The organism is Staphylococcus sp. FSL K6-0223 (assembly GCF_038008285.1).
Map to the genome: position 1 here is coordinate 1,038,141 of NZ_JBBOYX010000001.1, position 23,887 is coordinate 1,062,027.

Below are 23,887 nucleotides of genomic sequence, written 5' to 3' on the forward strand. Positions count from 1 at the left end.
GAAGGGAACGCCGAATATTATCGTCGTTCCTTTCTTATTTATTATATTGATAAAGTTGTACCGTAGATTTTATCAAAATCACCAATCTCATATAATTCTTTAATAACTTGTTGAGTAATAGGTTGATCTACTGACAGAATCATCATTGCTTGTCCACCTTCAGAACTTCTTCCTAAAGACATTGAAGCAATATTGATATCATGTTTACCGAGTAGTTGACCTGTTAAACCTACCATTCCTGGTAAGTCTTTATGATAAGAAATAAATTGATAAGCATTAGGTTTAAAATCTACTGAATAATCATTAATTCTTACAATACGTGCACCAAATCCGTCTATTACAGTTGCACCAATTTTCACCTCTTCATGTTCACTTATCAAATTAATTTGAATATAATTGCTGAATGTCCCCTGTGAAGCACGATTTTCAATATGATGAGTGATACCTTGTTCGTTTAATAATGCAATAGCATTAATTAAGTTCACGCGTTCACCTAAATTTTGTTTTAAAATTGACGTGACGATTGAGCGAGTAATTAAATCAGCTTCTTTTTTAGCATGTTCTCCGTTAAAAGTCACTTTAATCTCTCTAGGCGCATCATCTAATAATTGAATTGCCAATTCACCTGAAAGCTGGCTAATACGAAGCCATTGTTGTGTTTTCTCATCAATATGATTTAAGTTTAACTTAGGTGCATTGACTGCGTTTGTAACATTACCATTTTCTAAAATATCAATGATTTCTTCAGCAACTGATACAGCTACTTTTTCTTGTGCTTCAATCGTAGATGCACCTAAATGAGGAGTTACAATAATATTTTTATGATCGAGCAGCGGTGAATCTAGAGGAGGTTCATTTTCAAATACGTCTAATGCTGCTCTAGCAATTTGATGTTGATTTAAGGCATTAAGCAAGTCGTTTTCATTAATAATTCCGCCTCTAGCTACATTAATAATTTGTAACGTTGGTTTAGCTTGATTAAAGAAATGAGCATCGATAATACCTTTTGTTTTAGGTGTTAATGGTGTGTGAACGGTAACAAAATCTGAACGTTGAGCAATTTCATCAATTGTTGCTAGTTCAATTCCAAGTTGCTCTGCTTTTTCTTTAGTCAAAAAAGGGTCATAAGCTAAAACAGTCATACCAAAACTTTTTAATCTTTTTGCTACACCTAAACCAATACGTCCTGCTCCAATGACGCCTAATACTTTTTGATATAATTCAACTCCTTTAAATGCTTTACGATTACATTCTTTATTCTTTAGTGATGTGTAAGCTTGCGGTATATTTCGTGCCATTGCTAGAATCATAGCAACTGAGTGCTCAGTAGCAGAAATCGTATTTCCATCGGGAGCATTTACAACGAGTATACCGTTTAGAGTTGCTGATTTTATATCAATATTATCCACACCTACACCGGCTCTTGCAATAACTTTTAAGTTTGAAGCATGGTTAATAATAGATTCTGTGACTTGAGTTTGACTACGTACGATTAACCCTTGATAGTTAGGAATAATATCGACAAGTTCTTTTTCAGTTAAACCAGACTTAAAATCAATATTAAAATCAGGATGATGGATTAAACTTTGTAAACCTTTTTCTGAAATTGGATCTGAAACTAAAATATTATGCGTCATGTTGAATTACCTCCGTAAATTTTAGCGTAGCTTTGCCAATATAATTGACTTTACGATAATCTGTAAGAATGATTTCTAAAGCTGAAACAACAGATAAAATATCAAAAGGTGACACTTTTCCCATGTGACCAATTCTCAAAATGGTTCCTTTTAGTTTGCCTTGACCACCAGCAATAGTAATATTAAATCTTGATTTTAGTGTTGATTTAATATATGTTAATTCGTCTTTATCGTGAGGGATAAAAGAAGTAACAGTAGGAGAGGCATATGAGTCTTTAGTAACTAATAAATTTAAATCTAATGCTTTTAAACTTTCTCTTAAACCATCTCTAATCAAGTAATGTCTGTGAATGGTATTGTTAAATCCTTCTTTTTTAATAAGTGCAGCATAAGCGTTAACCGCTCTAAATAATCCAACATTTGGTGTGAATGGAGTAGAATTTTGTTCAATAGAATCAAAGTACTTATTTAAATTTAAATAAAAACGTGGTGTTTTAACTGCTTTAAATCGCTCTTGTGCACGATGATTATAAGCAACAAAAGATAGGCCAGGCGGTAACATTAAAGCTTTCTGGCTACCTGACACGAGTACATCAATATTGTCTCTTTCTAAATCGACATCAATGGCACCAATACAACTTACGCCATCGACAACGAAGTAAATGTCTTGATTGAATGCTTTAATCACTTTTCCTAATTTGTGTATAGGGTGAAGTACAGCAGTAGAAGTCTCGCAAAATTGGGTGAATACAGCAGTAATATCATGTTTAAGTGAATGTAAATATGTTTCAAATGCTTCAATGTCGACCGCTTTTCCCCATTCAACATCATAAACATGTACATTCTTATAATATGTTTCAGCAATTTGTTTAAAACGATTGCCAAATGCACCTGATACAATGACTACAAAATGATCCTCGGGATTGACTATATTTAACATACTAGCTTCTAAGACGCTAGTACCACTTGAAGTAAGAATCATTACTTTATTTTTAGTTCCAAAAATAGGTTTTAAATGATTAAATGCTTCTTCTGCGATAGCTTCAAAATCTGAAGAACGATGGCCTACCATTGATAAATTAAGTGCATGTGTGATTTCATCAGGTACAGGGGTTGGTCCAGGTGTTAATAATAAGGGTTCATAATAATACATCGTAAATCTTCCTCCTGATATAAGATTTTTTAATTTTACCAAATATTCTGAAAATTTAAAAGTCTAAAATAAAAAGCGGCAGTTAAATCGACCGCTTTTAGTTCTAATCTTGAATGGTTGCTTGAATTTCTATTTTAACGTTGTTTCGAATTGAGTTAGATATCATACAATGATGATCAGCAATATCTAATAGTTTAGGAAGTCGTTTATTAAGATGCGTTTTTTCTTCTTCTGTAAGAGATATTGTTGGATAATGAGTGATTTTTTCCATTTTAAATTTTCCATTTTCAAACACTGCGCTTCCAATTGACTTAATTTCTAAATGAATATTAGTAAATTTAGCTCTTTCAAGTGTAGCAGCTAAAGAGATAATATAACATGATGAGGCTGCTGCAACTAACATTTCATCGGGATTTGTCCCAGTTCCATTACCACCAAGTGAAGAGGGAATAGAAATTTGCTCAGAAATTACATCGCCATTAACTTTACCGATTTCTTCACGACCTCCACGCCATGACGTATGAACTACAAAATCGTGTTTAACCATTATTATTGACCTCCTATATCATTATGGTAATTTAAGTGTAGTTGAACATATAATTAATTTAAAGGATGGTATTTAAAAATGAAAATACAAAAGCCTAATACATCATTTCAAATCGTTGCACACCGTGGATTATCGCAGAAATATCCTGAAAATACGGTAGAAGGTTTTAAAGCAGCCCTTATGCAACATATTGATATGTTAGAAATTGATGTACATTTTACAAAAGATAAACAATTAGTAGTCATTCATGACGATTCCATTGACCGCACATCGAATCAAAAGGGTAAAGTAAAAGATTTTACTTTAGAAGAATTAAAACAATTTGATTTTGGAATCAGACATGGTGAAACTTTTAAAAATACTCGTATTTCTACTTTTAGCGAAGTACTTTCATTATTTAAAAATTACTCTAAAACATTACTTATTGAAATAAAAAAACCAGAACAGTATCCTGGCATTGAAAAAGCGTTACTTGAGGAACTCGATAAATTTCAAATTCCCTCTCATAGAGTCATTATTCAGTCATTTGATGTGGAAAGTGTTAAAAGAATGTCTGAATACACAAAGAAATATGCACTAGGTGTTTTAATAAGTAAAAAGCAATACTGGTACAAACAACCTGATTTTGAAAATATAGCTTCTTTTGCACAATTTATAAATCCTAACTATAAATTAATAAATAAAAAATTTATCAAGCGTGCTCATGAACATCATCTTAAAGTAATACCTTATACAGTAAATAACATGAAAGATGTGAAAAAATTGATTCATTTAGGAGTAGATGGAATTATCTCAGATATACCAGATGATATATTTAAATTATAAATAAAAAACCACCCTGACCAAAATGGAAAGGGTGGTAGAATATTAATCAACTTATCTTGAGTAGTACTCAACGATTAATTGTTCATTAATTTCAGCTGGTAATTCACTACGTTCTGGTAAGCGAACGAAAGTACCTTTTAAGCTGTCAGCATCGAAATCTAAATATTCTGGTACGAAATTGTTGATTTCAACAGATTCTTTAATGATATCTAAGTTTTGTGATTTTTCACGAACTGAGATAACTTGACCAGGTTTTAAAGTGTATGATGGGATGTCAACACGTTTACCATCAACTTCAATGTGACCATGGCCAACTAATTGACGAGCTTGACGACGTGTACGTGCTAAACCTAATGAGTAAACTACTGCATCTAAACGGCTAGCTAATAAAATCATGAAGTTTTCACCGTGTACACCGTGCTGTTTACCAGCAATATCAAATGTGTTACGGAATTGTCTTTCAGTCATTCCATATAAATAACGTAATTTTTGTTTTTCACGTAATTGTAAACCATATTCTGATAATTTTTTACGTTGGTTTGGACCATGTTGTCCTGGTGCGTAAGGACGTTTTTCTAATTCTTTACCAGTACCACTTAATGAGATACCTAAACGACGAGATTTTTTCCAGTTAGAACCTCTGAAACGAGCCATAATAAGACTCCTCCTTTTTCTTTTTTGTTGGAATGAATAAACAAAAAAGAGTGTTGTATGCTCATTAAGATATATTGTTTTATGTGTCTTCACCTTATAGCTACAGTTACATGACACGTCCACATCGGGAACAACATAGAGCTTAATAATATACAACTGCTATTTTCGTTAATTCACACAAAATTCATTGTACCATTATTTTTTAAAGTGTCAAGGAATCATTTAAATTTATTATTTTGATAATTGGTGTTCTAAGATAGAAACTATCTCTTCAAGTCCTTGTTGATCGCCTTTACTAAATCGTTGTGTAATAGGCGCATCTATATCTAACACGCCGATTATTTCATTATCAACATGAATTGGAACGACAATTTCAGATTTACTATTAGCATCGCAAGCGATGTGACCAGGAAATGTATTTACATCATCGACAAGTTGTGTTTGGTTATTTGCAACAGCAGTTCCACATACACCTTTTCCTATAGAGATATGCACGCAAGCAGGATGCCCTTGGAAAGGACCTAAAATAAGTTCATTATTTTCAATTAAATAAAATCCTACCCAATTGATTTGATCTAAGTTGTCATTGAGTAAAGCTGAAGTATTACTTAAAATTGCAATTAGATTTGTTTCATCTTCAATAAGACTTGCAAGTTGTTTACCTAATAAGTTGTAATTTGTTTCTTTAGTTGTCGTCATATAAAAACCTCTCTATGTAATATTTTGATTATTAGTATAAATGTAAAAATTTTTTCAATCAATTCTTTGAATTTTATTTTAATGACGGGATAAGATACGTTATAATAATGATAATATAGGAGGAGAATGAGATGGTTTTATACATTATATTAGCAATTATTATTATTATATTGATTGCTGTCGGTATTATGTTTTATTTACGTTCTAACAAACGTAAAATGGTTGAGCAAGCAGAAGAACGTAAATTAAAAGTTCAACAGTTACCTTTTGAAGATAATTTAGAAAAGTTATCAGCTTTAAACCTTAAAGGTGAAACGAGAACAAAATACGACGCGTTAAAACAAGATACATTAGATCACACTAATAACTATTTAGCACCAGTAGAAGAAAAAATTCATGACGCTGAGCTTCAACTTGATAAATTCCAATTTGCAGGAGCTCAAACTGAAATTGATGACGCTCATGAATTAATGGATAGATATGAAGCTGGTTATCAGTCACAAGTAGATGAAGTAAATGAAATTCTTTCTCTACATAAAGATAACGAAGCAATCTATGAAAAATGTAAAATAGATTATCGTGAAATGAAAAGAGATGTTTTAGCAAATAGACATCAATTTGGAGAAGCGGCAGCTCCTCTTGAAAAACGTATTGAGGCTTTTGAACCAGAACTTGATCAGTATGACATGCTGAAAGAAGAAGGTAACTATGTACAAGCTCATAATCATATTAATGGATTAAATGAATCTATTAATGAAACAAAAAGATACATGGATGAAATTCCTGATTTAATTAGAGAAACTCAAAAAGAGTTACCAGGACAATTCCAAGATTTAAAATATGGTTGTAGAGATTTAAAAGTAAATGGTTATGACTTGGATCATGTAAAAATTGATGGTACATTACAAAGCTTAAAAACTGAATTAAATTTTGTAGAACCTATGATTAGTCGTCTTGAATTACAGGAAGCTAATGATAAATTGCAACAAATTAATGATAAGCTTGATGAAATGTATGATTTAATTGAGCATGAAGTAAAAGCTAAAAATGAAGTTGAAGAAACAAAAGAAGATATTACAAATGAATTATTCAAAGCGAGAGAAATGAACTATACGCTTAGAACAGAAATCGACTATATACGAGAAAACTATTTCATTAATGAAAGTGATGTTCATAGTATTAGACAACATGAAAATGAAATTCAAAATCTAGTTGTAGTATATGATGATATTCTAAAAGAAATGTCTAAATCTGCTGTGAGATACAGTGAAGTAAAAGATAATTTAGAATACTTAGATGAACATGTAAAAGTGATTAATGAAGAACAAGAAAAATTACAAAATCATCTGATTCAACTTAGAGAAGATGAAGCTGAGGCTGAAGATAATCTATTAAAAATTCAATCGAAAAAAGAAGAGATTTATCGTCGACTTCTTGCTTCAAACCTAACAAGTGTTCCAGAGCGATTTGTTATTATGAAAAATGAAATCGACCATGAAGTAAGAGCGGTCAGCGAACAATTTAACGAACGTCCGCTTCATGTTAAACAACTTAAAGATAAAGTTTCAAAAATTGTAATTCAAATGAATACTTTTGAAGATGAAGCGAATGATATATTAGTCAATGCAGTCTATGCAGAACGATTAATTCAATATGGAAACAGATATCGTAAAGATCATCATAGTGTAGATAAAAGTTTAAACGAAGCAGAACGTTTATTTAAAAATAACCGTTATAAGCGCTCAATTGAAGTATCAGAGCAAGCACTTGAAAGCGTAGAACCTGGTATAAAAAAACATATTGAAAATGAAGTAATTAAAGGATAATACATTTTTATAATTAGAGAATGACCTAGACATCCACATATTTCTAGGTTATTCTCTTTTATTTTTTTTAAAAAATAGTATAATGCTTGAGTGTCTATTTTTAAGTCGAGAAATCTAAAATATGTTTTAGATATGTTATTGATGAAAGTGAGTGTTCTATATATATGATTTATTTAGATAATGCTGCCACAACAAAACCAAACCCAGCGGTTTTAGCTTCATTTCTAAAAGTAAGTGAGAAAGCTTATTATAATGCTAATAGTCCTCATCAAATGGGCTTACAATCAGAAAAAATATTATTACAGGCTAAGTCGCGTGTAAAAGAGATGTTAAACCTCAATAATAATACTGATGTCATTTTCACAAGTGGTGCCACTGAGTCTAATAATATTGCACTCAAAGGTATTGCATTAAGAAAAAAACAGTTTGCGAATGTAATCATTACCTCAGTATTAGAACATCCATCAGTATTAGAAGTGATGCGTTATTTAGAAACACAAGGATTTATATTGAAATATGTGAATGTGACTCCAAATGGTCAAATAGATATTAATCATTTAGAACAATTAATGACGGATAATGTGGGCTTAGTTACATGTATGTATGTCAATAATGTTATGGGACAAATACAACCGATAAAAGAAATTGGATCATTATTAAAACAATATCCTAAGGCACATTTTCACGTAGATGGCGTACAGGCTTTAGGGAAAATTCCAATGCAATTAGAGAATGTAAATAGTGTAAGTTTTAGTGGTCATAAATTTAATGGTTTAAAAGGTCAAGGCATATTAGTTATCGATAATAAGGAAAAAATTGAACCGACAGTATTTGGCGGTGGCCAGGAATATGGAATTAGAAGTGGCACTGTAAATTTAGCAATGAATGTTTCACTTGTGAAAGCAATGGAAATTGCAATTCAAAATTTAAATGAGCTTAATCATCGTCTATCACGTTATAATAAAGTAATTAGAGAAAGTTTAAGTCAATATAAAGGAGTGTATATTAATTCTCCAGAAAATAGTGCTCCGCATATTTTAAATATTGCTTTTCCAGGAGTAAAAGGAGAAGTACTTGTTAATGCGTTCTCAAAATTGGATATTATGGTGTCGACTACAAGTGCATGTTCGTCTAAAAGAGAAAAATTAAATGAAGTTTTGTTAGCAATGGACATCGAGGACAACAGAATAGAGGGAAGCGTTCGCTTATCCATGGGTGAAACTACAACAGAAAAAGATATCGAACAATTTAAAGATAAATTTAAATTAATCTATGCTCAAATAAAGGAGTTGTTGAAATAAATGAAATATGATCATATTTTGGTAAGATATGGAGAACTTACGTTAAAAGGAACAAATAGAAAAAGATTCACAAATGTATTAAAAGAAAATGTGATTCAGTCATTACGTTCATTAGAAGGTACACGAGTTAAATGTGAGAGAGATCGCATGTTTATCTCGCTTTTTGAGGAAGCAAATGTAAATGAAGTCATGAATCGTTTAACAAAGATATTTGGCATAAAATCTATTAGTCCAGTATTTAAAACAACACAAAATCTTGAAGATATAAAACAACTTTGTGTTTCGTTAGCTAAAGACTTTGCAAATGGAGATACTTTTAAAATTGATGTAAAACGTGTAGATAAATCATTTTCATTAGATACGTATCAACTACAAAGAGAACTAGGTGGTGTCATTTTAAAATCAGTTGATCATTTAAAAGTAGATGTTAAACGTCCGACACATAATATTAAAGTGGAAGTACGTAAAGAAGGCGTATATATCTATACTAAAGTTATCGATGGTGCTGGCGGATTACCTACAGGTACAGGTGGTAAAACACTTCTTCAGTTATCAGGTGGGATTGATTCACCAGTAGCTGGTATGGAAATGATGAAACGTGGCGTAAAAATAGAAGCTATTCATTTTCACAGTCCACCATTTACAAGTGAAAAAGCGAAAGACAAAGTGATTGAATTGACACGCATACTATCTGAACGTGTAGGACCCATTAAATTACATATTGTTCCTTTCACAGCACTTCAAAAACAAATCAATAAGTCTGTGCATCCACGATATACCATGACTTCTACTAGACGCATGATGTTACGAGTGACAGATATTATTTTAGAACGTATTGGAGCGAACGCTATCGTAAATGGTGAAAATTTAGGTCAAGTAGCTAGTCAAACATTAAAGAGCATGTACGCAATCAATGATGTTACATCTACTCCTATTTTAAGACCACTTATTTCTTTAGATAAAGAAGACATTATAAAAAAAGCAAAAGAAATAGGAACATTTGAAGTTTCAATACAGCCTTATGAGGATTGCTGTACGATTTTTACGCCTAAAAACCCTGTAACTGAACCAGATTTTGATAAAGTTGTTAAATATGAAAGTGTGTTTAACTTTGATAATCTTGTTCAAGAAGCAGCAGACAATGTAGAAACAATAGAGATTAATAAAGATTATAAAACTGAAAAAGATAAAAGTACTGATGCACTCATTGATGAATTATTTTAATATGAAAGTATTAAAGTAATTTAATAAGGGGTGGGCGTTATAGAACTAAGTTTTCATATTATTTTCATTATTATTAGTTTTGGTTTCTTGGCAGCATTTATAGATGCTGTTGTAGGTGGCGGTGGCTTAATATCAATTCCTGCACTCTTAGCTATAGGAATGCCGCCATCATTAGCATTAGGTACAAACAAATTAGCAAGTGCGTTTGGCTCATTAACGAGTGCAATCAAATTTTTAAAATCTGGAAATGTTGATAAAAAAATAGTATTTAGACTATTTCCGTTTGTATTTATATTTGCAGTTGGTGGAGCAAGTTTAGCTACTTTCTTGCCATCAGATGTTTTGAAACCACTCGTTATAGTCATATTGACACTTGTTTTAATTTACACCATTTTTAAGAAAGAATGGGGTAATGTCAGAACGTTCTCTAAATTTACTATTAGTAAAGCGATTGCCTTTATATCACTTCTGCTTTTAATTGGATTTTATGACGGATTCTTAGGCGGAGGTACTGGATCATTTATGTTATTTGTATTATTAATGTTTGGATTTGATTTTTTAAGTGCAGCTGGTAATGCAAAAGTATTAAACTTTGCTTCAAACGTTGGTGCATTAACATTATTTATTATTCTTGGTCAAGTAAATATAGCATATGGATTAATTATGGCAGTCAGTATGGTGATTGGGTCGTATACTGGTGCACATTTTGCAATCAAAAAAGGTGTAGGATATGTCAAAATTTTATTTATAATAGTTACCATTTTACTCATTTTAAAAAATACCTTTGATTATATCATGCAAATCATTTCAAATTAAAATAGTAGTTAGTGTTTTAAATGATTGAAATAAGTTTAAATACTATCGTATCATTAAACTATAATTTAAATAACTAATGGGAGGTCATATAATATGACAGAAATTACTTTTAAAAATAACCCTATACATTTAGAAGGAACTGAGGTTTCAAAAGGAGATGTGGCTCCTAATTTTAAAGTTTTGGATAATAGTTTAAATGAAGTTACTTTAGATAATTTTAAAGGGCAAAAGAAATTGATTAGTGTTGTTCCTTCTATTGATACTGGCGTATGTGATCAACAAACTCGCAAATTTAATGAAGAAGCTTCTCAAGAAAATGGTGTAGTACTTACAATTTCAGCGGATTTACCTTTCGCTCAAAAAAGATGGTGTGCATCAAATGGTCTAGAAAATGTAATTACGTTAAGTGACCATAAAGATTTATCATTTGGTGAGCATTATGGTGTTGTTATGAAAGAAATGAGATTATTAGCGCGTTCTGTTTTCGTATTAGATGAAAACAATCATGTAGTTTATAAAGAGTTAGTTCAAGAAGGTACTGATTTTCCAAATTTCGAGGCTGCTTTAGAAGCTTATCGTAATATTTAAGTCACTATTAAATGATTAAATTAAAGATATAATACTAATATTGTCCATATGTATTTTAAAATGAATGATTTCGTTTTAAGACATTTGCATTATGGACATTTTTTTATTGGAAAGGAATTGAATATGGCAGAAGAACAAACTATTATGGAAAGATTATTCCGAACTTTAGATGATAAAGCTAAGTCGTTAAATGAAGAAAATGGTCAAAGCTTTATAGAAAATTTAGGTTTAGCAATGGAAGATGTATATCGTAATCAACGTACTCTATTAGAACAAGCAACGCTTCAAGATCGTCGAAAAGCATTTCAATTTGCTTACTTAAGCTTATTACAAGAAGAAAATATTCAGGCAAATCATCAAATTACACCAGATTCTATTGGCTTAATTTTAGGTTTTTTAGTACAAAAATTTATAGAAAATAATAAAGAATTACAGATTGTTGATATTGCAAGTGGAGCTGGTCATTTAAGCGCTACAGTGAATGAAGTATTAAAAGATAGCGAAGTTATGCATCACTTAATTGAAGTAGATCCTGTTTTATCGAGAGTTAGTGTGCATCTAGCGAATTTTTTAGAAATACCGTTTGATGTGTATCCTCAAGATGCGATTATGCCATTACCATTGGAGGAAGCTGATGTGGTTGTTGGAGATTTTCCTATTGGATATTATCCTTTAGATGAACGTAGTAAAGAAATGAAACTTGGATTTGAAGAAGGCCATAGTTATTCACACTTTTTACTCATCGAACAAGCCGTCTATGCTTTAAAACAAAGTGGCTATGCTTTTTTAGTAGTACCTAGTAATATTTTTGAAGATGAACATGTGAAACAGTTACAAAATTTTATTACTACAGAAACTGAAATGCAAGCATTTTTAAACCTTCCTAAAACATTGTTTAAAAATGAAAATGCACGTAAATCAATTTTAATACTACAAAAGAAAAAAGCAAATGAAACTAAGCCTGTAGAAGTGTTATTAGCTAATATTCCGGATTTTAAAAATCCTAATCAATTCCATGGTTTTATTAACGAATTAAATGAGTGGATGGACGCAAATCATTCACAAAAATAAACTGTGATATTCTTGAATTACTTCTGTATTAGTGGTTAAATAGATATGGATATTTAATATATAAATTGGAGGACAATGAATCATGTCTAAATTAGTTTTAGCGATTAATGCGGGAAGTTCTTCTTTAAAGTTCCAACTTATCAGAATGCCTGAAGAAGAATTAGTTACAAAGGGCTTAATTGAGCGTATTGGTATTAAAGATTCAATATTTACTATTGAAGTAAATGGTGAAAAAGTAAAAAGAGTTAAAGATATTAAAGATCATGAAGAGGCAATTAATATCATGTTAGATAGCTTCAAAAAACATGGTATTATTAATGATATTAATGATATTGCTGGTACAGGGCATCGTGTTGTTCATGGTGGAGAATTATTCCCTAAATCTGCTTTAGTCACTGATGAAGTAGAAGAAAAAATTGAGTCATTAAGTGAATTAGCGCCATTACATAATCCTGCAAACTTAATGGGAGTTCGTGCCTTTAGAAAGTTATTACCTAATATTCCACATGTTGTAGTTTTTGATACTTCATTCCATCAAACTATGCCAGAAAGTTCTTATTTGTATAGTTTACCATATAACTATTACGAAGATTTTGGTATTCGTAAATACGGTTTCCATGGTACAAGCCATAAATATGTATCACGTCGTGCGGCTGATATTTTAGAAAAACCTATTGAAGAATTACGTATTATTTCTTGTCATATTGGTAATGGTGCGTCAATTGCTGCAATTGATGGTGGGAAATCTATCGATACATCAATGGGCTTCACTCCATTAGCAGGTGTAACAATGGGTACACGTTCAGGAGATATTGATCCAGCTTTAATTCCATTTATTATGGAAAAAACAGGTAAAACTGCTGATGAAGTTTTAACAGTTTTAAACAAAGAATCTGGATTATTAGGTATCTCTGGTACTTCAAGTGATTTACGTGATTTATTAGGTGAAGCTGCCAATGGCGATGAACGAGCTGAACTTGCTTTAGATATTTTTGCTTCTAGAATTCACAAATACATTGGTTCTTATGCTGCTAGAATGCATGGCGTTGATGTTATTGTCTTCACAGCAGGTGTCGGTGAAAATTCATCACCAATACGTGCTAAAATTTTAGAAGGCTTAGAGTTTATGGGTGTTTATTGGGATCCTAAGAAAAATGAATCTACTCACGGTGAAGAAGCTTTCATAAATTACCCACACTCTCCAGTTAAAGTAATTGTTGTTCCAACTAATGAAGAAGTCATGATTGCAAGAGACACAGTAAAATTCGGTGAATTATAAGATATATTAAAAAAACGATGAGATTAAACTTATCTCATCGTTTTTTAGAATATAACAGGGGAATAGAACAAAAGTCATGTTGAATTTGTTGTCCCACTCTAATGTTGTATCTCTAACATATTAAAGAGGTCTGAGACATAAGGAATTGTCTCAGACCTCTTTATTTACATACATTACTTTATTAAGAAAATTGTTTTCTAAATTCAGGAGTTGCAACTTCAGGTTGGAAATCTTCTGGAATTTCTTCAGTACGCACGACAAGTACATCACATGGTGCATGACGAACGATTGCTTCTGAAACAGAACCAACGATAAATCGTTCTACTGCATTTAATCCTGAAGTACCACACATTATTAAATCGACACCTAATTCATTTGCTAACTTTTTAGGTATAATCGCTTTAGGTGATCCAAATTCTAAACGAGTTTCTACATTTGTAACACCTGCACGTGAAGCAACTTCCTTATAGCCTTTTAAAAGTTCATCAGAAAAACCTTTAGATTTTTCCGTGAATTGAGCATCGTACACTTCATAAGAAGAGTAAGTTCTTGAATCGATAATATTAACAATAGTTAATTGAGCATCATTACGTTTAGCAACGTCTACAGCTTTGTTGAAAGCCCATTCTGCTTCATGTGAACCATCAACTGCGATTAAAATGTTTTTATAAGTTAACATCTTAAGTCCCCCTTAACTTTTCTTAATTCAATTTTAACATAAATTTCTGAATATTTAATATTTATAATTCAACAATTATGTGGACATTGTGTATCTTTGGTGATTGCGCTTTCATTACTTTAGCGTTACCATAAGAAGTGGAGGTGGATGGAATGAAAATCGGTATTCCAAAAGAAATAAAAAATAATGAGAATAGAGTAGGTTTATCACCAAGTGGTATACATGCATTAGTTGAACAAGGACATACAGTACTTGTTGAAACAAACGCAGGTTCTGGTTCATATTTTGAAGACGAAGATTATAAACAGGCTGGTGCAGAAATAGTTAATGATGCAAAAACAACTTGGGATGTAGACATGGTGATTAAAGTAAAAGAACCATTAGAAGAAGAATATAAATATTTCAGAGAAGGTCTTATCTTATTCACATACTTACATCTTGCTAATGAAGAAAAACTTACTCAAGCATTAGTTGATAATAAAGTAGTAAGTATTGCCTACGAAACAGTTCAATTACCAGATCGTTCTTTACCTTTATTAACACCAATGAGTGAAGTTGCAGGACGTATGTCAGCTCAAATTGGTGCAGAATTCTTACAAAAAATTAACGGTGGAATGGGTATTTTACTTGGTGGCGTGCCAGGTGTACCAAAAGGCAAAGTTACTATTATTGGTGGCGGTCAAGCAGGTACAAATGCTGCTAAAATTGCTTTAGGATTAGGTGCAGATGTAACTATTTTAGATGTAAATCCTAAACGTTTAGCGGAATTAGAAGATTTGTTTGACGGTCGTGTTAATACAATAATGTCTAATCCACTTAATATTGAAAATGCAGTTAAAGAAAGTGACTTAGTTATTGGTGCAGTATTAATTCCTGGAGCGAAAGCACCAAGTTTAGTTACTGAAGATATGATTAAACAAATGAAAGACGGTTCAGTAGTAGTCGACATTGCTATTGACCAAGGTGGGATCTTTGAAACTACTGATAAAATCACGACACATGATGATCCAACTTATGTTAAACATGGTGTTGTACATTATGCAGTAGCGAATATGCCTGGTGCAGTTCCACGTACGTCTACTATTGCTCTTAATAATGCTACTTTACCTTATGCACAGTTACTTGCTAATAAAGGTTATAAAGAGGCATTTAAAGCAAATCAACCTCTGTCATTAGGTTTAAATACGTATAAAGGTTATGTAACTAATAAAGGTGTTGCAGAAGCTTTTGATTTAACTTATACATCTATTGAAGATGCATTAAAAGAATAATCTAAATTAATTCAATAAAAAGCGGAATAGCATTCTTTATGAGTGCCTATTCCGCTTTTTTGATATAAAAGAGAGATTTAATTTTAAATTACTTATTATAATGTGTAAGTATTTCAAATCCAGTATCAGTGACTAAAATATCATCTTCAATTCTGACGCCAGCGACATCAGGTACATAAATGCCAGGTTCAATTGTAATCACCATACCTGCTTCAAGTAAATTTGTATTTGTACTTGATACATCTTGATATTCATGTTCTTCTAAACCGAGTCCATGTCCTAATCGATGAGGGAAGAAATCACCGTAACCCGCTTCTGAAATAATGTCTCTAGCAATTTTATCAATATTTTGTAAAGGGACACCTGGTTTAATTGCTTCAATAGCACTTTGTTCAGCTTTTAAGACAATATCATAAATCGTTCTTGCTTCTTTACTTGGTTCACCAAATTTTACAGTTCTTGTCATATCACTACAATATTGATTATAGACTACACCTAAATCAAATAATACATATTCATTCTTAACTAATGTTCGATCTCCAGGTACACCATGTGGAGATGCAGCATGATCACCAAATAGTACCATTGTATCGAAACTCATTTCACTAACGCCATATTTTTTAATTTCATTTTCAATATGATTTACAACTTCTCTTTCAGTTACGCCTTCAGATAAAAATGAAACACCAATATCTATACATTTATCTGCAAGTTCAGCAGCTTTTTTTATATTTTCAACTTCATTTTCATCTTTAATATTTCTTAGCTTTTTAATAGTTAAATCGATATCTTCATACGCTTTAACGTTAAAGTTATTCGTAAGTTCTCGTTGACGTTTAACAGTGAGATGCTCACTTTCAATTAATAATTTATCAAATGTATGGGGTGCTAAATCGAAAGGACTCTCAGTATCTAAATAGCCAACAATATTTCCATTAAAAGGTGAATGCTTAACTTCTTCAACTTCCATTTTAGGACAATATAATGTGCATTCACCATTTGAAGTTATAAGTAACGCAAACAATCTTTCATGAGGTTCACTTCTATAACCTGTGAAGTAGAATATATTAAGTGGAGTAGTAATCCATGCTGCATCAGCATTTTTATCTTTTAATGTTGCAATAATTTCGTCTGTTTTAATCATAATACGTATCCTCCTATAGTTTAATCAATTTAATTTTACGTCTAAATAGAAATGAATTCAAAGTGTTTCAAGTTATAAATATAATTATCAGGGTATAATAATAATATTAAAATATAGGAGGTTCTATATATGAAACTTTCATTTCATGGACAGTCAACGATTTATTTTGAAAGTAATGACAAAAAAGTAATTGTTGATCCATTTATTTCTGGTAATGATAAAAGTGATTTAGATGAGCAGACATTAGATGTGGATTATATTATTTTAACGCATGGACATGGTGATCATTTTGGTGATGTAGTTGAATTAGCTAATCGCAATCATGCTACAGTGATTGGTTCTGCAGAAGTACAAGGCTATTTAACAACGTATCATGGAATTGAACACGCACATGGTATGAATATTGGCGGTAAATATCAATTTGATTTCGGTACAGTAAAATTTGTTCAATCCTTCCACAGTTCAAGTTATACTAATGAAGATGGAATACCTGTTTATTTGGGTATGCCAATGGGCGTTATCATTGAAGCAGAAGGTAAAACAATTTACCATGCAGGAGATACTGGTTTATTTAGCGATATGAAATTAATTGCTGAACGTCATCCAGTAGATGTATGTTTTATTCCTATTGGTGATAATTTTACTATGGGTATTGAAGATGCAAGTTATGCAATAAATGAATTCATTAAACCTAAAATTTCAGTGCCTATTCATTACAATACATTCCCATTAATTGAACAAGATCCACAGAAATTTAAAGAAGCAGTATCTCAAGGAGAAGTACAAATTTTACAACCTGGTGATGAAGTGACATTTTAATGATATATAGAAAAGACGGTAAATATAGCATTTACCGTCTTTTTTTATAAGATTAAAATTATTTAACTATTAAAACAGGGATAGTAGCACGTTTAGCAACTTTATGACTAACACTACCTAAAACAAATTTCTTTTGTTGTTCAGCTTTACGGTTACTTAATACGACAATGTCATATTTACCACTATTTGCATGTTTCACCAATTCATCTTTTGGATTTCCACGAACGATAATTTGATCATAATTAATACCATAATCATCTAAAGTATGACGTGTGTGTTCAAGTCCTTGATCACGACGATGTGTCAATTTTTCGATGTGAGTCCCTCCTTTAATAGAGGCTTGGATGTCTTGTTCACCAATCGCATTCATGATTGTAACAACGGTACCTGGGCCAGCTAATTTTGAAATTTCTTTCAATGCTTTGTCATTTTTTAATTGAGTATCTACACCTAGTAATATGTTTTTATACATAGGTCATCCCTCCTTATATTTAATTATATAATTAGTGATTTAATATTTCCATCAAATTTATATTTTTATTATTTAAATTAACTTCATTTTTATACATTAAAAACAAAATGATACCGATATGTTAGTTTTTGATACTTTTGTCACATTCAAATCGATTTTTATAAATAAAAAAGTTATAATATATTAGACATTGTCTAAAAATGAAGAGGGTTGAAAATGACTAAACATGAACAAATTGTATCTTATATAGAATCATTAAATATAGGACAAAAAATTTCAGTTAGAAAAATAGCCAAAGTAATGAATGTTTCTGAAGGGACTGCTTATAGAGCAATTAAAGATGCTAGTCAACTTGGCTTTGTAACCACCATCGATAGAGTGGGTACAGTTCGGATAGATAAAAAGAGTCGCGAACAAATTGAACATCTTACTTTTCAAGAAATTGTGAATATTATTGAAGGTGACATCATAAGTGGGAAAAATGGTTTAAATAAAACTGTTAGTAAATTTGCAATTGGAGCTATGGAACTAAAAGATGTAGTAAAGTATATTGGAAATCAAACGTTATTGATTGTAGGTAACCGTCCTGAAGTTCAGATGGAAGCATTAAAAAGAGGAAGCGGTATACTTATTACCGGTGGATTTAGTACAGCTCAAAATATTATTGATTATGCAAATAAACAAGAGTTACCTATTATTTCTTCAAATTATGATACATTTTTAGTAGCTAATATCATTAATAGAGCCATGTATAATCAAATGATAAGAAAAGAGATACTTATTGTTGAAGATATCGTAAAACCTATCAATGATATGACGGTAGTGTTTGATGAAATGGGTTTAGAAGACTATATTTCTCGTGCAAAAGTCACAGGACATTCTCGTTTTCCAGTAGTAAATAAAGATTGGAAACTTGTGGGAATTGTAACGAGTAAAGAAATTATTCATATGAACGAAGATGATAAGATTAATAAAGTCATGACAAGACGACCTATCAATGTTGAATTAACAACTACAGTAGCGAGTTGTGCTCATATAATGATTTGGGATGGAATTGAAATTTTACCTGTCACAACAAGAAATAAAAAAGCAATAGGTGTTATTACACGAAATGATGTGTTAAAAGCAATGCAATTAATTGGAAGACAACCTCAAATTGGAGAAACCATTATCGATCAAATTGCCAAACATATCTCAATAAATCATAATGAGACTTCAGTTAAAATTTCACCAGTTTTAACCAACCAATATGGTACGTTGAGTAAAGCAATATGTGTCGCAATTATTGAAGAAACAATTAAACATGAATTGCGTAAGTATAAAAAAGTAGATGTTATGATTGAAAGCTTGAATATCATTTATATTAAAAATGTCGCAATTGAAAGTACGCTTGATGTAAAGTATAACATGTTAGATGTAGGAAGAAATTTTGCTAAATTAGAGGTCACTATGACTTGTAAAAATGAGAAAGTTGCAAATGCAATGGTTATATGTCAAATGTTTGAAGGTGTTTAAAATAGTTTTTGAAATTAAAGGAGAAAAGAAATGGTAGAAATTTTTAATAAAATAATGAATGAAATTGATAAATATGAAACTGTTATTATTCATAGACACGTTCGTCCTGATCCAGATGCATATGGTTCGCAGTTAGGCTTAAAATATTATTTGCAACGTAAATTTCCAGAAAAGTCTATTTATGCAGTTGGGCAACCAGAATCTTCTTTAGCATTTATAGGGGATTTAGACAGAGTTAGAGATGATATGTATCAAAACGCTCTAGTGATTGTTTGTGACACAGCAAATGCACCTCGTATCGATGATCAAAGATTTAATCAAGGCAAAGATTTAATTAAAATTGATCACCATCCTGCTACTGATCAATATGGCAGAATAAATTATGTAGATACTAATGCAAGTTCAACAAGCGAAATCATTTTTGATTTTATTACACATTTTAATGATATTAATATTATCGATGAATCTGTCGCACGTGTTCTATATTTAGGAATTGTCGGAGACACAGGTCGTTTTTTATTTAGTAATACCACACCACATACTATGAAGGTTGCTAGTCGTTTGCTAGAATTTCCATTTAATCATAATGAGATATTAAATCAATTGGGTGAGAAAGATCCAAAACTTATGCCATTCCAAGGATATATTTTACAAAATTTCCAATTAAGTGAAGATCATCAATATTGCCAAATAAAGATTACTAAAGACGTCCTAAACCAATTTCAAATTGCACCTAACGAAGCATCTCAGTTTGTTAATACCGTAGCGGATATCAAAGGTCTAAAAATATGGATGTTTGGTGTTGATGAAGGTGATCAAATTAGATGTCGATTACGTTCTAAAGGAATTACTATTAATGATATAGCTAATCAATTTGGCGGTGGAGGACATCCAAATGCATCTGGAGTCTCTGTTGAAAATTGGGAACAATTTGAGACTTTAGGTGAAGCCTTACGCCAAAAACTATAAATTACGAAAGGAAGTCATATATGTTTGTACATTTGAATATTCATTCAACATATGATTTATTATATTCAAGTTTAAAAATTAACGATGTTGTATCAAAGGCAAAAGAAAATAGATATCAAGCACTTGCAATTACTGATACGAACGTATTATATGGCTTCCCTAAGTTTTATGACGCATGTGTTAAAGAGGGAATTAAGCCAATATTTGGAATGACTGTAATGGTTTCTGATGAAATTAGCACAATTGAAACAGTATTATTCGCAAAGAATAATGAAGGTCTCCATGCTCTGTATCAACTTTCTTCTGCAATAAATATGAAACAAAAGACTACGATACCCCTAAAATGGCTACAAAAATATAGTTATCATCTTGCTATTGTTTTTAAAGATGCTCATGCGTCTCATCAATCGTTAATTCAAACACTAAAGAATAATGAGTCAGTATTCATAAATCACACAAGTCAATTAGATTTTTCAGACGATAAAATTGTCTTTCTTAATAATGCAAGATATTTAAATCCTGAAGATGCAGATACAATACCTGCATTAAAAGCAATAAAAAACAATACAAAATTGGATTTAGTAAATGATATTAAGGATGCTCATGAATATTTTCCAACTAGTGAAAATATTAAAGCATTTCAATTGTCTGAAAAAATAATAGCTAATACAAAGGCTTTAGCTGATGAGTGTAACGCAGAAATTCAATATCATCAAAATCTATTGCCTAACTTTAAAACCCCTAATCAACAAAGTACTAAATCCTATCTTTTAGAAAAGTTAAAATATAGTCTTAAAGAATTTAAATTAGATAAAGATCAGCGATATATTGACCGATTACATCATGAATATTCAATAATAACGAATATGGGATTCGAAGATTATTTTTTGATAGTGAGCGATTTAATACATTTTGCTAAAACGCATGACGTGATGGTTGGACCTGGACGTGGTTCATCTGCAGGATCTTTAGTCAGTTACTTATTAGGTATCACAACTATTGATCCAATTAAATTTGATTTATTATTCGAGCGCTTTTTAAATCCAGAACGTGTCACTATGCCAGACATTGATATCGATTTTGAGGATACAAGAAGAGAAAAAGTGATTCAGTACGTACAAGAAAAGTATGGTCAATATCACGTATCAGGTATCGTCACTTTTGGTCACCTATTAGCAAGAGCTGTAGCGAGAGATGTAGGCCGTATTATTGGTTTTGACGAAAAAACGTTAAATGAAATATCGAATTTAATCCCACATCAATTAGGTATTACACTAGAAGAAGCCTATCAAAATGAAAAATTTAAAGCATTTGTTCATAAAAGTTATCGTCATGAAAAATGGTTTGAAATTAGTAAAAAACTAGAGGGCTTACCACGTCATACATCTACCCATGCTGCTGGAATAATTATTAATGATAAACCATTGTATGATTTTGCTCCTTTAACAATGGGAGATACAGGTATATTGACTCAATGGACAATGACTGAAGCAGAACGATTAGGTTTATTAAAAATTGACTTTCTTGGTCTTAGAAATTTATCAATTATTCATCAAATTATCACTCAAGTAAAAAAAGATTTAAATATTGATATCGATATAGAACAAATCCCTTTTAATGATCAAAAAGTATTTAAATTATTATCTCTAGGAAACACTACAGGTATATTTCAATTAGAATCAGAAGGTGTTAGAAGAGTATTGATGGAATTACAGCCTGAACACTTTGAAGACATCGTTGCTGTAACATCATTGTATAGACCTGGTCCAATGCAAGAAATTCCTACATACATATCAAGAAGACATCGTCAAAGTGACATTAAATACTTACATCCTGATTTAGAGCCTATTTTAAAGAAGACATATGGCGTCATTATTTATCAAGAACAAATCATGCAAATTGCTAGTCAATTCGCTAATTTTAGTTATGGTCAAGCAGATATATTGAGACGTGCAATGAGTAAAAAAAATAGAGCTATTCTAGAAAGTGAACGTCAACACTTTATTGAAGGGGCTGTAAGTAATAATTATGATGCATCAATTAGTGAACGTATTTTCGAACTAATATTAAAGTTTGCGGATTATGGTTTTCCTAGAGCTCATGCAGTGAGTTATTCTAAAATTGCATATATCATGGCTTATTTAAAAGTGCATTATCCTAATTATTTCTACGCGAATATTCTCAGTAATGTTATAGGTAATGAAACCAAAACGGCAATAATAATAGAAGAAGCTAAAACTCAAAGTTTAAATATTTTACCTCCAGATATTAATAAAAGTCACTGGTTTTACAAAGCGACAGAAAAAAATATTTATTTATCGTTGGGTGCAATAAAAGGTGTGGGATATCAAAGCGTCAAATCTATAGTAGACGAACGATCTGAAAATGGATTGTATAAAGACTTTTTTGATTTCACCAGAAGAATTCCTAAGAAAATTAAAACTAGAAAATTATTAGAAGCATTAATATGTGTGGGCGCATTTGATTCATTTGGTAAAACTAGATCAACACTATTATCTACAATTGATGAAGTTATTGATCAAGTTTCGAATGTTGAACAAGATGAATTTTTATTTAATATGTTAACACCGAAGCAAGCCTATGAAGATAAAGAGGAATTCAGTGATCAAATAATTAGTGCTTATGAAAAAGAATACTTAGGATTTTATATTTCTAACCATCCAGTTGAAAAATTATTTTATATCAAACAATATTTAGGTATATTTACGATTAAGAATAGCTTAGATTATCAACCTATACTTGTTCAGGTTAATCAATTTAAGCAAATAAGAACAAAAACTGGACAACATATGGCTTTCTTGGTTCTAGATGATGGTAGAACCACTATTGATGGTGTTTTGTTTCCAGATAAGTACAAACAATATGAGACAATGAGTCAACAACAAAATGATATTCTAGTCGTTCATGGCAAATTTGAAGAACGAAATCAAAAGAGACAAATTATCATTCAAAGTATGGATACAATTAACGACTTTGAAAATAACAAATTATCTCAAGCCAAACAAATAATGGTTAGAAACGTCAATCAATTAGAAGATATTAAATCATTTTTAATAGATCAAACGACACATAACGATTTAGAAGTAGTTTTATTTAATGAAATGCAACAACAAACTCAATCTTTAGGATTTTTACAAAAAGAAATGGAACAAGTCGAAAGGTTTATAAAGATGTTCAAGCCAAGTGACATCAGAATTATATAACTTTTATATGCAAAAAAATTATGATATAGTTAATTGATGGTTATAAAGAAAAATTAATAATTTTATTGATTTTTTTATCTCTTGATTTAATAACATGTAGCATATAAAAATGGTTTTTAAAATTGAACTTAATTGTTACAAAAATCCTTCTTTTCAAAAGTAATTTAATTATAA

Annotated in this window: 21 protein-coding genes; 13 read left to right on the top strand and 8 right to left on the bottom strand. The window is 31.0% G+C overall.

All coding sequences use genetic code 11. The annotated features are described in order from the left end of the window. Positions 1 to 41 precede the first annotated feature (41 nt). The 3 genes from serA to MHI13_RS05190 form a co-directional block, all read right to left on the bottom strand. Positions 42 to 1,637 (bottom strand): phosphoglycerate dehydrogenase, encoded by a 1,596-nt coding sequence (serA, locus tag MHI13_RS05180; protein WP_340761030.1) that lies wholly within the window; start codon positions 1,635 to 1,637, stop codon positions 42 to 44. Further along, a complete protein-coding gene (locus MHI13_RS05185; protein WP_340761031.1) occupies positions 1,627 to 2,790 on the bottom strand; it encodes a pyridoxal-phosphate-dependent aminotransferase family protein in 1,164 nt (387 codons plus the stop codon). Before MHI13_RS05185 ends, serA begins: the two co-directional genes overlap by 11 nt. Before the next feature lie 103 nt (positions 2,791 to 2,893). After that, positions 2,894 to 3,337 carry an OsmC family protein gene (locus tag MHI13_RS05190; RefSeq protein ID WP_017176107.1) on the bottom strand — a complete coding sequence of 148 codons (444 nt, stop codon included), beginning with the start codon at positions 3,335 to 3,337 and terminating at the stop codon, positions 2,894 to 2,896. Between the two features lie 78 nt (positions 3,338 to 3,415). Here MHI13_RS05190 and MHI13_RS05195 point away from each other — a divergent pair, with 78 nt between their 5' ends. Further along, complete coding sequence (locus MHI13_RS05195; protein WP_017176108.1) at positions 3,416 to 4,162, top strand: glycerophosphodiester phosphodiesterase; 747 nt, start codon at positions 3,416 to 3,418, stop codon at positions 4,160 to 4,162. A 51-nt stretch (positions 4,163 to 4,213) separates the two neighbouring features. Here MHI13_RS05195 and rpsD read toward each other — a convergent pair whose 3' ends face one another. Together rpsD and MHI13_RS05205 are read right to left on the bottom strand one after the other, a co-directional pair. Continuing rightward, a complete protein-coding gene (gene rpsD, locus MHI13_RS05200) occupies positions 4,214 to 4,816 on the bottom strand; it encodes a 30S ribosomal protein S4 (protein WP_017176109.1) in 603 nt (200 codons plus the stop codon). Positions 4,817 to 5,047: 231 nt separating this feature from the next. Next, entirely contained in the window at positions 5,048 to 5,515 is a 468-nt protein-coding gene (locus tag MHI13_RS05205) for a GAF domain-containing protein (protein ID WP_019835459.1), read from the bottom strand. A 131-nt stretch (positions 5,516 to 5,646) separates the two neighbouring features. Between MHI13_RS05205 and ezrA the strand changes: the two genes are divergently transcribed. The 7 genes from ezrA (at position 5,647) to MHI13_RS05240 (ending at position 13,620) form a co-directional block, all read left to right on the top strand. Next, complete coding sequence (gene ezrA, locus MHI13_RS05210) at positions 5,647 to 7,341, top strand: septation ring formation regulator EzrA (RefSeq protein ID WP_054105800.1); 1,695 nt, start codon at positions 5,647 to 5,649, stop codon at positions 7,339 to 7,341. A 164-nt stretch (positions 7,342 to 7,505) separates the two neighbouring features. Continuing rightward, positions 7,506 to 8,642, top strand: a complete 1,137-nt coding sequence (locus MHI13_RS05215) for a cysteine desulfurase family protein (protein ID WP_054105799.1) — start codon at positions 7,506 to 7,508, stop codon at positions 8,640 to 8,642. After that, positions 8,643 to 9,866, top strand: a complete 1,224-nt coding sequence (gene thiI / locus MHI13_RS05220; protein ID WP_049413796.1) for a tRNA uracil 4-sulfurtransferase ThiI — start codon at positions 8,643 to 8,645, stop codon at positions 9,864 to 9,866. A 30-nt stretch (positions 9,867 to 9,896) separates the two neighbouring features. Next, complete coding sequence (locus tag MHI13_RS05225; RefSeq protein WP_080979090.1) at positions 9,897 to 10,682, top strand: sulfite exporter TauE/SafE family protein; 786 nt, start codon at positions 9,897 to 9,899, stop codon at positions 10,680 to 10,682. Between the two features lie 93 nt (positions 10,683 to 10,775). Further along, complete coding sequence (gene tpx, locus MHI13_RS05230) at positions 10,776 to 11,270, top strand: thiol peroxidase (RefSeq protein WP_002448307.1); 495 nt, start codon at positions 10,776 to 10,778, stop codon at positions 11,268 to 11,270. 123 nt (positions 11,271 to 11,393) lie between these two features. Further along, positions 11,394 to 12,341, top strand: coding sequence for a class I SAM-dependent methyltransferase (locus MHI13_RS05235; RefSeq protein WP_019835454.1), 948 nt, complete (start codon positions 11,394 to 11,396; stop codon positions 12,339 to 12,341). 82 nt (positions 12,342 to 12,423) lie between these two features. Continuing rightward, positions 12,424 to 13,620 carry an acetate kinase gene (locus MHI13_RS05240; RefSeq protein WP_019835453.1) on the top strand — a complete coding sequence of 399 codons (1,197 nt, stop codon included), beginning with the start codon at positions 12,424 to 12,426 and terminating at the stop codon, positions 13,618 to 13,620. Between the two features lie 181 nt (positions 13,621 to 13,801). Here the strand turns inward: MHI13_RS05240 and MHI13_RS05245 are convergent, their stop codons facing one another. Further along, complete coding sequence (locus tag MHI13_RS05245) at positions 13,802 to 14,299, bottom strand: universal stress protein (protein WP_048761525.1); 498 nt, start codon at positions 14,297 to 14,299, stop codon at positions 13,802 to 13,804. Positions 14,300 to 14,451: 152 nt separating this feature from the next. Between MHI13_RS05245 and ald the strand changes: the two genes are divergently transcribed. Further along, positions 14,452 to 15,570 (top strand): alanine dehydrogenase, encoded by a 1,119-nt coding sequence (gene ald / locus MHI13_RS05250; protein ID WP_049379582.1) that lies wholly within the window; start codon positions 14,452 to 14,454, stop codon positions 15,568 to 15,570. Between the two features lie 88 nt (positions 15,571 to 15,658). Here ald and MHI13_RS05255 read toward each other — a convergent pair whose 3' ends face one another. Further along, entirely contained in the window at positions 15,659 to 16,714 is a 1,056-nt protein-coding gene (locus MHI13_RS05255; protein ID WP_049415022.1) for a M24 family metallopeptidase, read from the bottom strand. A gap of 129 nt (positions 16,715 to 16,843) precedes the next feature. On the opposite strand from MHI13_RS05255, the gene MHI13_RS05260 reads away from it, so the two are divergent. Continuing rightward, complete coding sequence (locus MHI13_RS05260) at positions 16,844 to 17,533, top strand: metal-dependent hydrolase (protein WP_054105798.1); 690 nt, start codon at positions 16,844 to 16,846, stop codon at positions 17,531 to 17,533. 58 nt (positions 17,534 to 17,591) lie between these two features. On the opposite strand, the gene MHI13_RS05265 is transcribed toward MHI13_RS05260, so the two are convergent. After that, positions 17,592 to 18,005 (bottom strand): universal stress protein, encoded by a 414-nt coding sequence (locus MHI13_RS05265; protein ID WP_048679566.1) that lies wholly within the window; start codon positions 18,003 to 18,005, stop codon positions 17,592 to 17,594. A gap of 216 nt (positions 18,006 to 18,221) precedes the next feature. On the opposite strand from MHI13_RS05265, the gene MHI13_RS05270 reads away from it, so the two are divergent. The 3 genes from MHI13_RS05270 to MHI13_RS05280 are packed head-to-tail and all read left to right on the top strand — an operon-like array spanning position 18,222 to position 23,713. Then, the gene (locus MHI13_RS05270; RefSeq protein ID WP_054105797.1) at positions 18,222 to 19,520 is read left to right on the top strand and encodes a DRTGG domain-containing protein; all 1,299 of its coding nucleotides are present in this window, start codon (positions 18,222 to 18,224) and stop codon (positions 19,518 to 19,520) included. Between the two features lie 30 nt (positions 19,521 to 19,550). Then, positions 19,551 to 20,489, top strand: coding sequence for a DHH family phosphoesterase (locus tag MHI13_RS05275; RefSeq protein ID WP_048761533.1), 939 nt, complete (start codon positions 19,551 to 19,553; stop codon positions 20,487 to 20,489). A 20-nt stretch (positions 20,490 to 20,509) separates the two neighbouring features. After that, the gene (locus MHI13_RS05280; RefSeq protein WP_054105796.1) at positions 20,510 to 23,713 is read left to right on the top strand and encodes a DNA polymerase III subunit alpha; all 3,204 of its coding nucleotides are present in this window, start codon (positions 20,510 to 20,512) and stop codon (positions 23,711 to 23,713) included. The last annotated feature ends 174 nt before the right edge of the window (positions 23,714 to 23,887 follow it).

Coding starts and splice junctions, on each gene's coding strand:
- MHI13_RS05260 (WP_054105798.1), top strand. CDS start 16,844: ATGAAACTTTCATTTCATGGACAGTCAACGATTTATTTTGAAAGTAAT.
- thiI (WP_049413796.1), top strand. CDS start 8,643: ATGAAATATGATCATATTTTGGTAAGATATGGAGAACTTACGTTAAAA.
- MHI13_RS05205 (WP_019835459.1), bottom strand. CDS start 5,515: ATGACGACAACTAAAGAAACAAATTACAACTTATTAGGTAAACAACTT.
- rpsD (WP_017176109.1), bottom strand. CDS start 4,816: ATGGCTCGTTTCAGAGGTTCTAACTGGAAAAAATCTCGTCGTTTAGGT.
- MHI13_RS05185 (WP_340761031.1), bottom strand. CDS start 2,790: ATGTATTATTATGAACCCTTATTATTAACACCTGGACCAACCCCTGTA.
- tpx (WP_002448307.1), top strand. CDS start 10,776: ATGACAGAAATTACTTTTAAAAATAACCCTATACATTTAGAAGGAACT.
- MHI13_RS05255 (WP_049415022.1), bottom strand. CDS start 16,714: ATGATTAAAACAGACGAAATTATTGCAACATTAAAAGATAAAAATGCT.
- MHI13_RS05275 (WP_048761533.1), top strand. CDS start 19,551: ATGGTAGAAATTTTTAATAAAATAATGAATGAAATTGATAAATATGAA.
- MHI13_RS05245 (WP_048761525.1), bottom strand. CDS start 14,299: ATGTTAACTTATAAAAACATTTTAATCGCAGTTGATGGTTCACATGAA.
- MHI13_RS05235 (WP_019835454.1), top strand. CDS start 11,394: ATGGCAGAAGAACAAACTATTATGGAAAGATTATTCCGAACTTTAGAT.
- MHI13_RS05265 (WP_048679566.1), bottom strand. CDS start 18,005: ATGTATAAAAACATATTACTAGGTGTAGATACTCAATTAAAAAATGAC.
- serA (WP_340761030.1), bottom strand. CDS start 1,637: ATGACGCATAATATTTTAGTTTCAGATCCAATTTCAGAAAAAGGTTTA.
- ald (WP_049379582.1), top strand. CDS start 14,452: ATGAAAATCGGTATTCCAAAAGAAATAAAAAATAATGAGAATAGAGTA.
- MHI13_RS05195 (WP_017176108.1), top strand. CDS start 3,416: ATGAAAATACAAAAGCCTAATACATCATTTCAAATCGTTGCACACCGT.
- MHI13_RS05215 (WP_054105799.1), top strand. CDS start 7,506: ATGATTTATTTAGATAATGCTGCCACAACAAAACCAAACCCAGCGGTT.
- MHI13_RS05280 (WP_054105796.1), top strand. CDS start 20,510: ATGTTTGTACATTTGAATATTCATTCAACATATGATTTATTATATTCA.
- ezrA (WP_054105800.1), top strand. CDS start 5,647: ATGGTTTTATACATTATATTAGCAATTATTATTATTATATTGATTGCT.
- MHI13_RS05240 (WP_019835453.1), top strand. CDS start 12,424: ATGTCTAAATTAGTTTTAGCGATTAATGCGGGAAGTTCTTCTTTAAAG.
- MHI13_RS05190 (WP_017176107.1), bottom strand. CDS start 3,337: ATGGTTAAACACGATTTTGTAGTTCATACGTCATGGCGTGGAGGTCGT.
- MHI13_RS05270 (WP_054105797.1), top strand. CDS start 18,222: ATGACTAAACATGAACAAATTGTATCTTATATAGAATCATTAAATATA.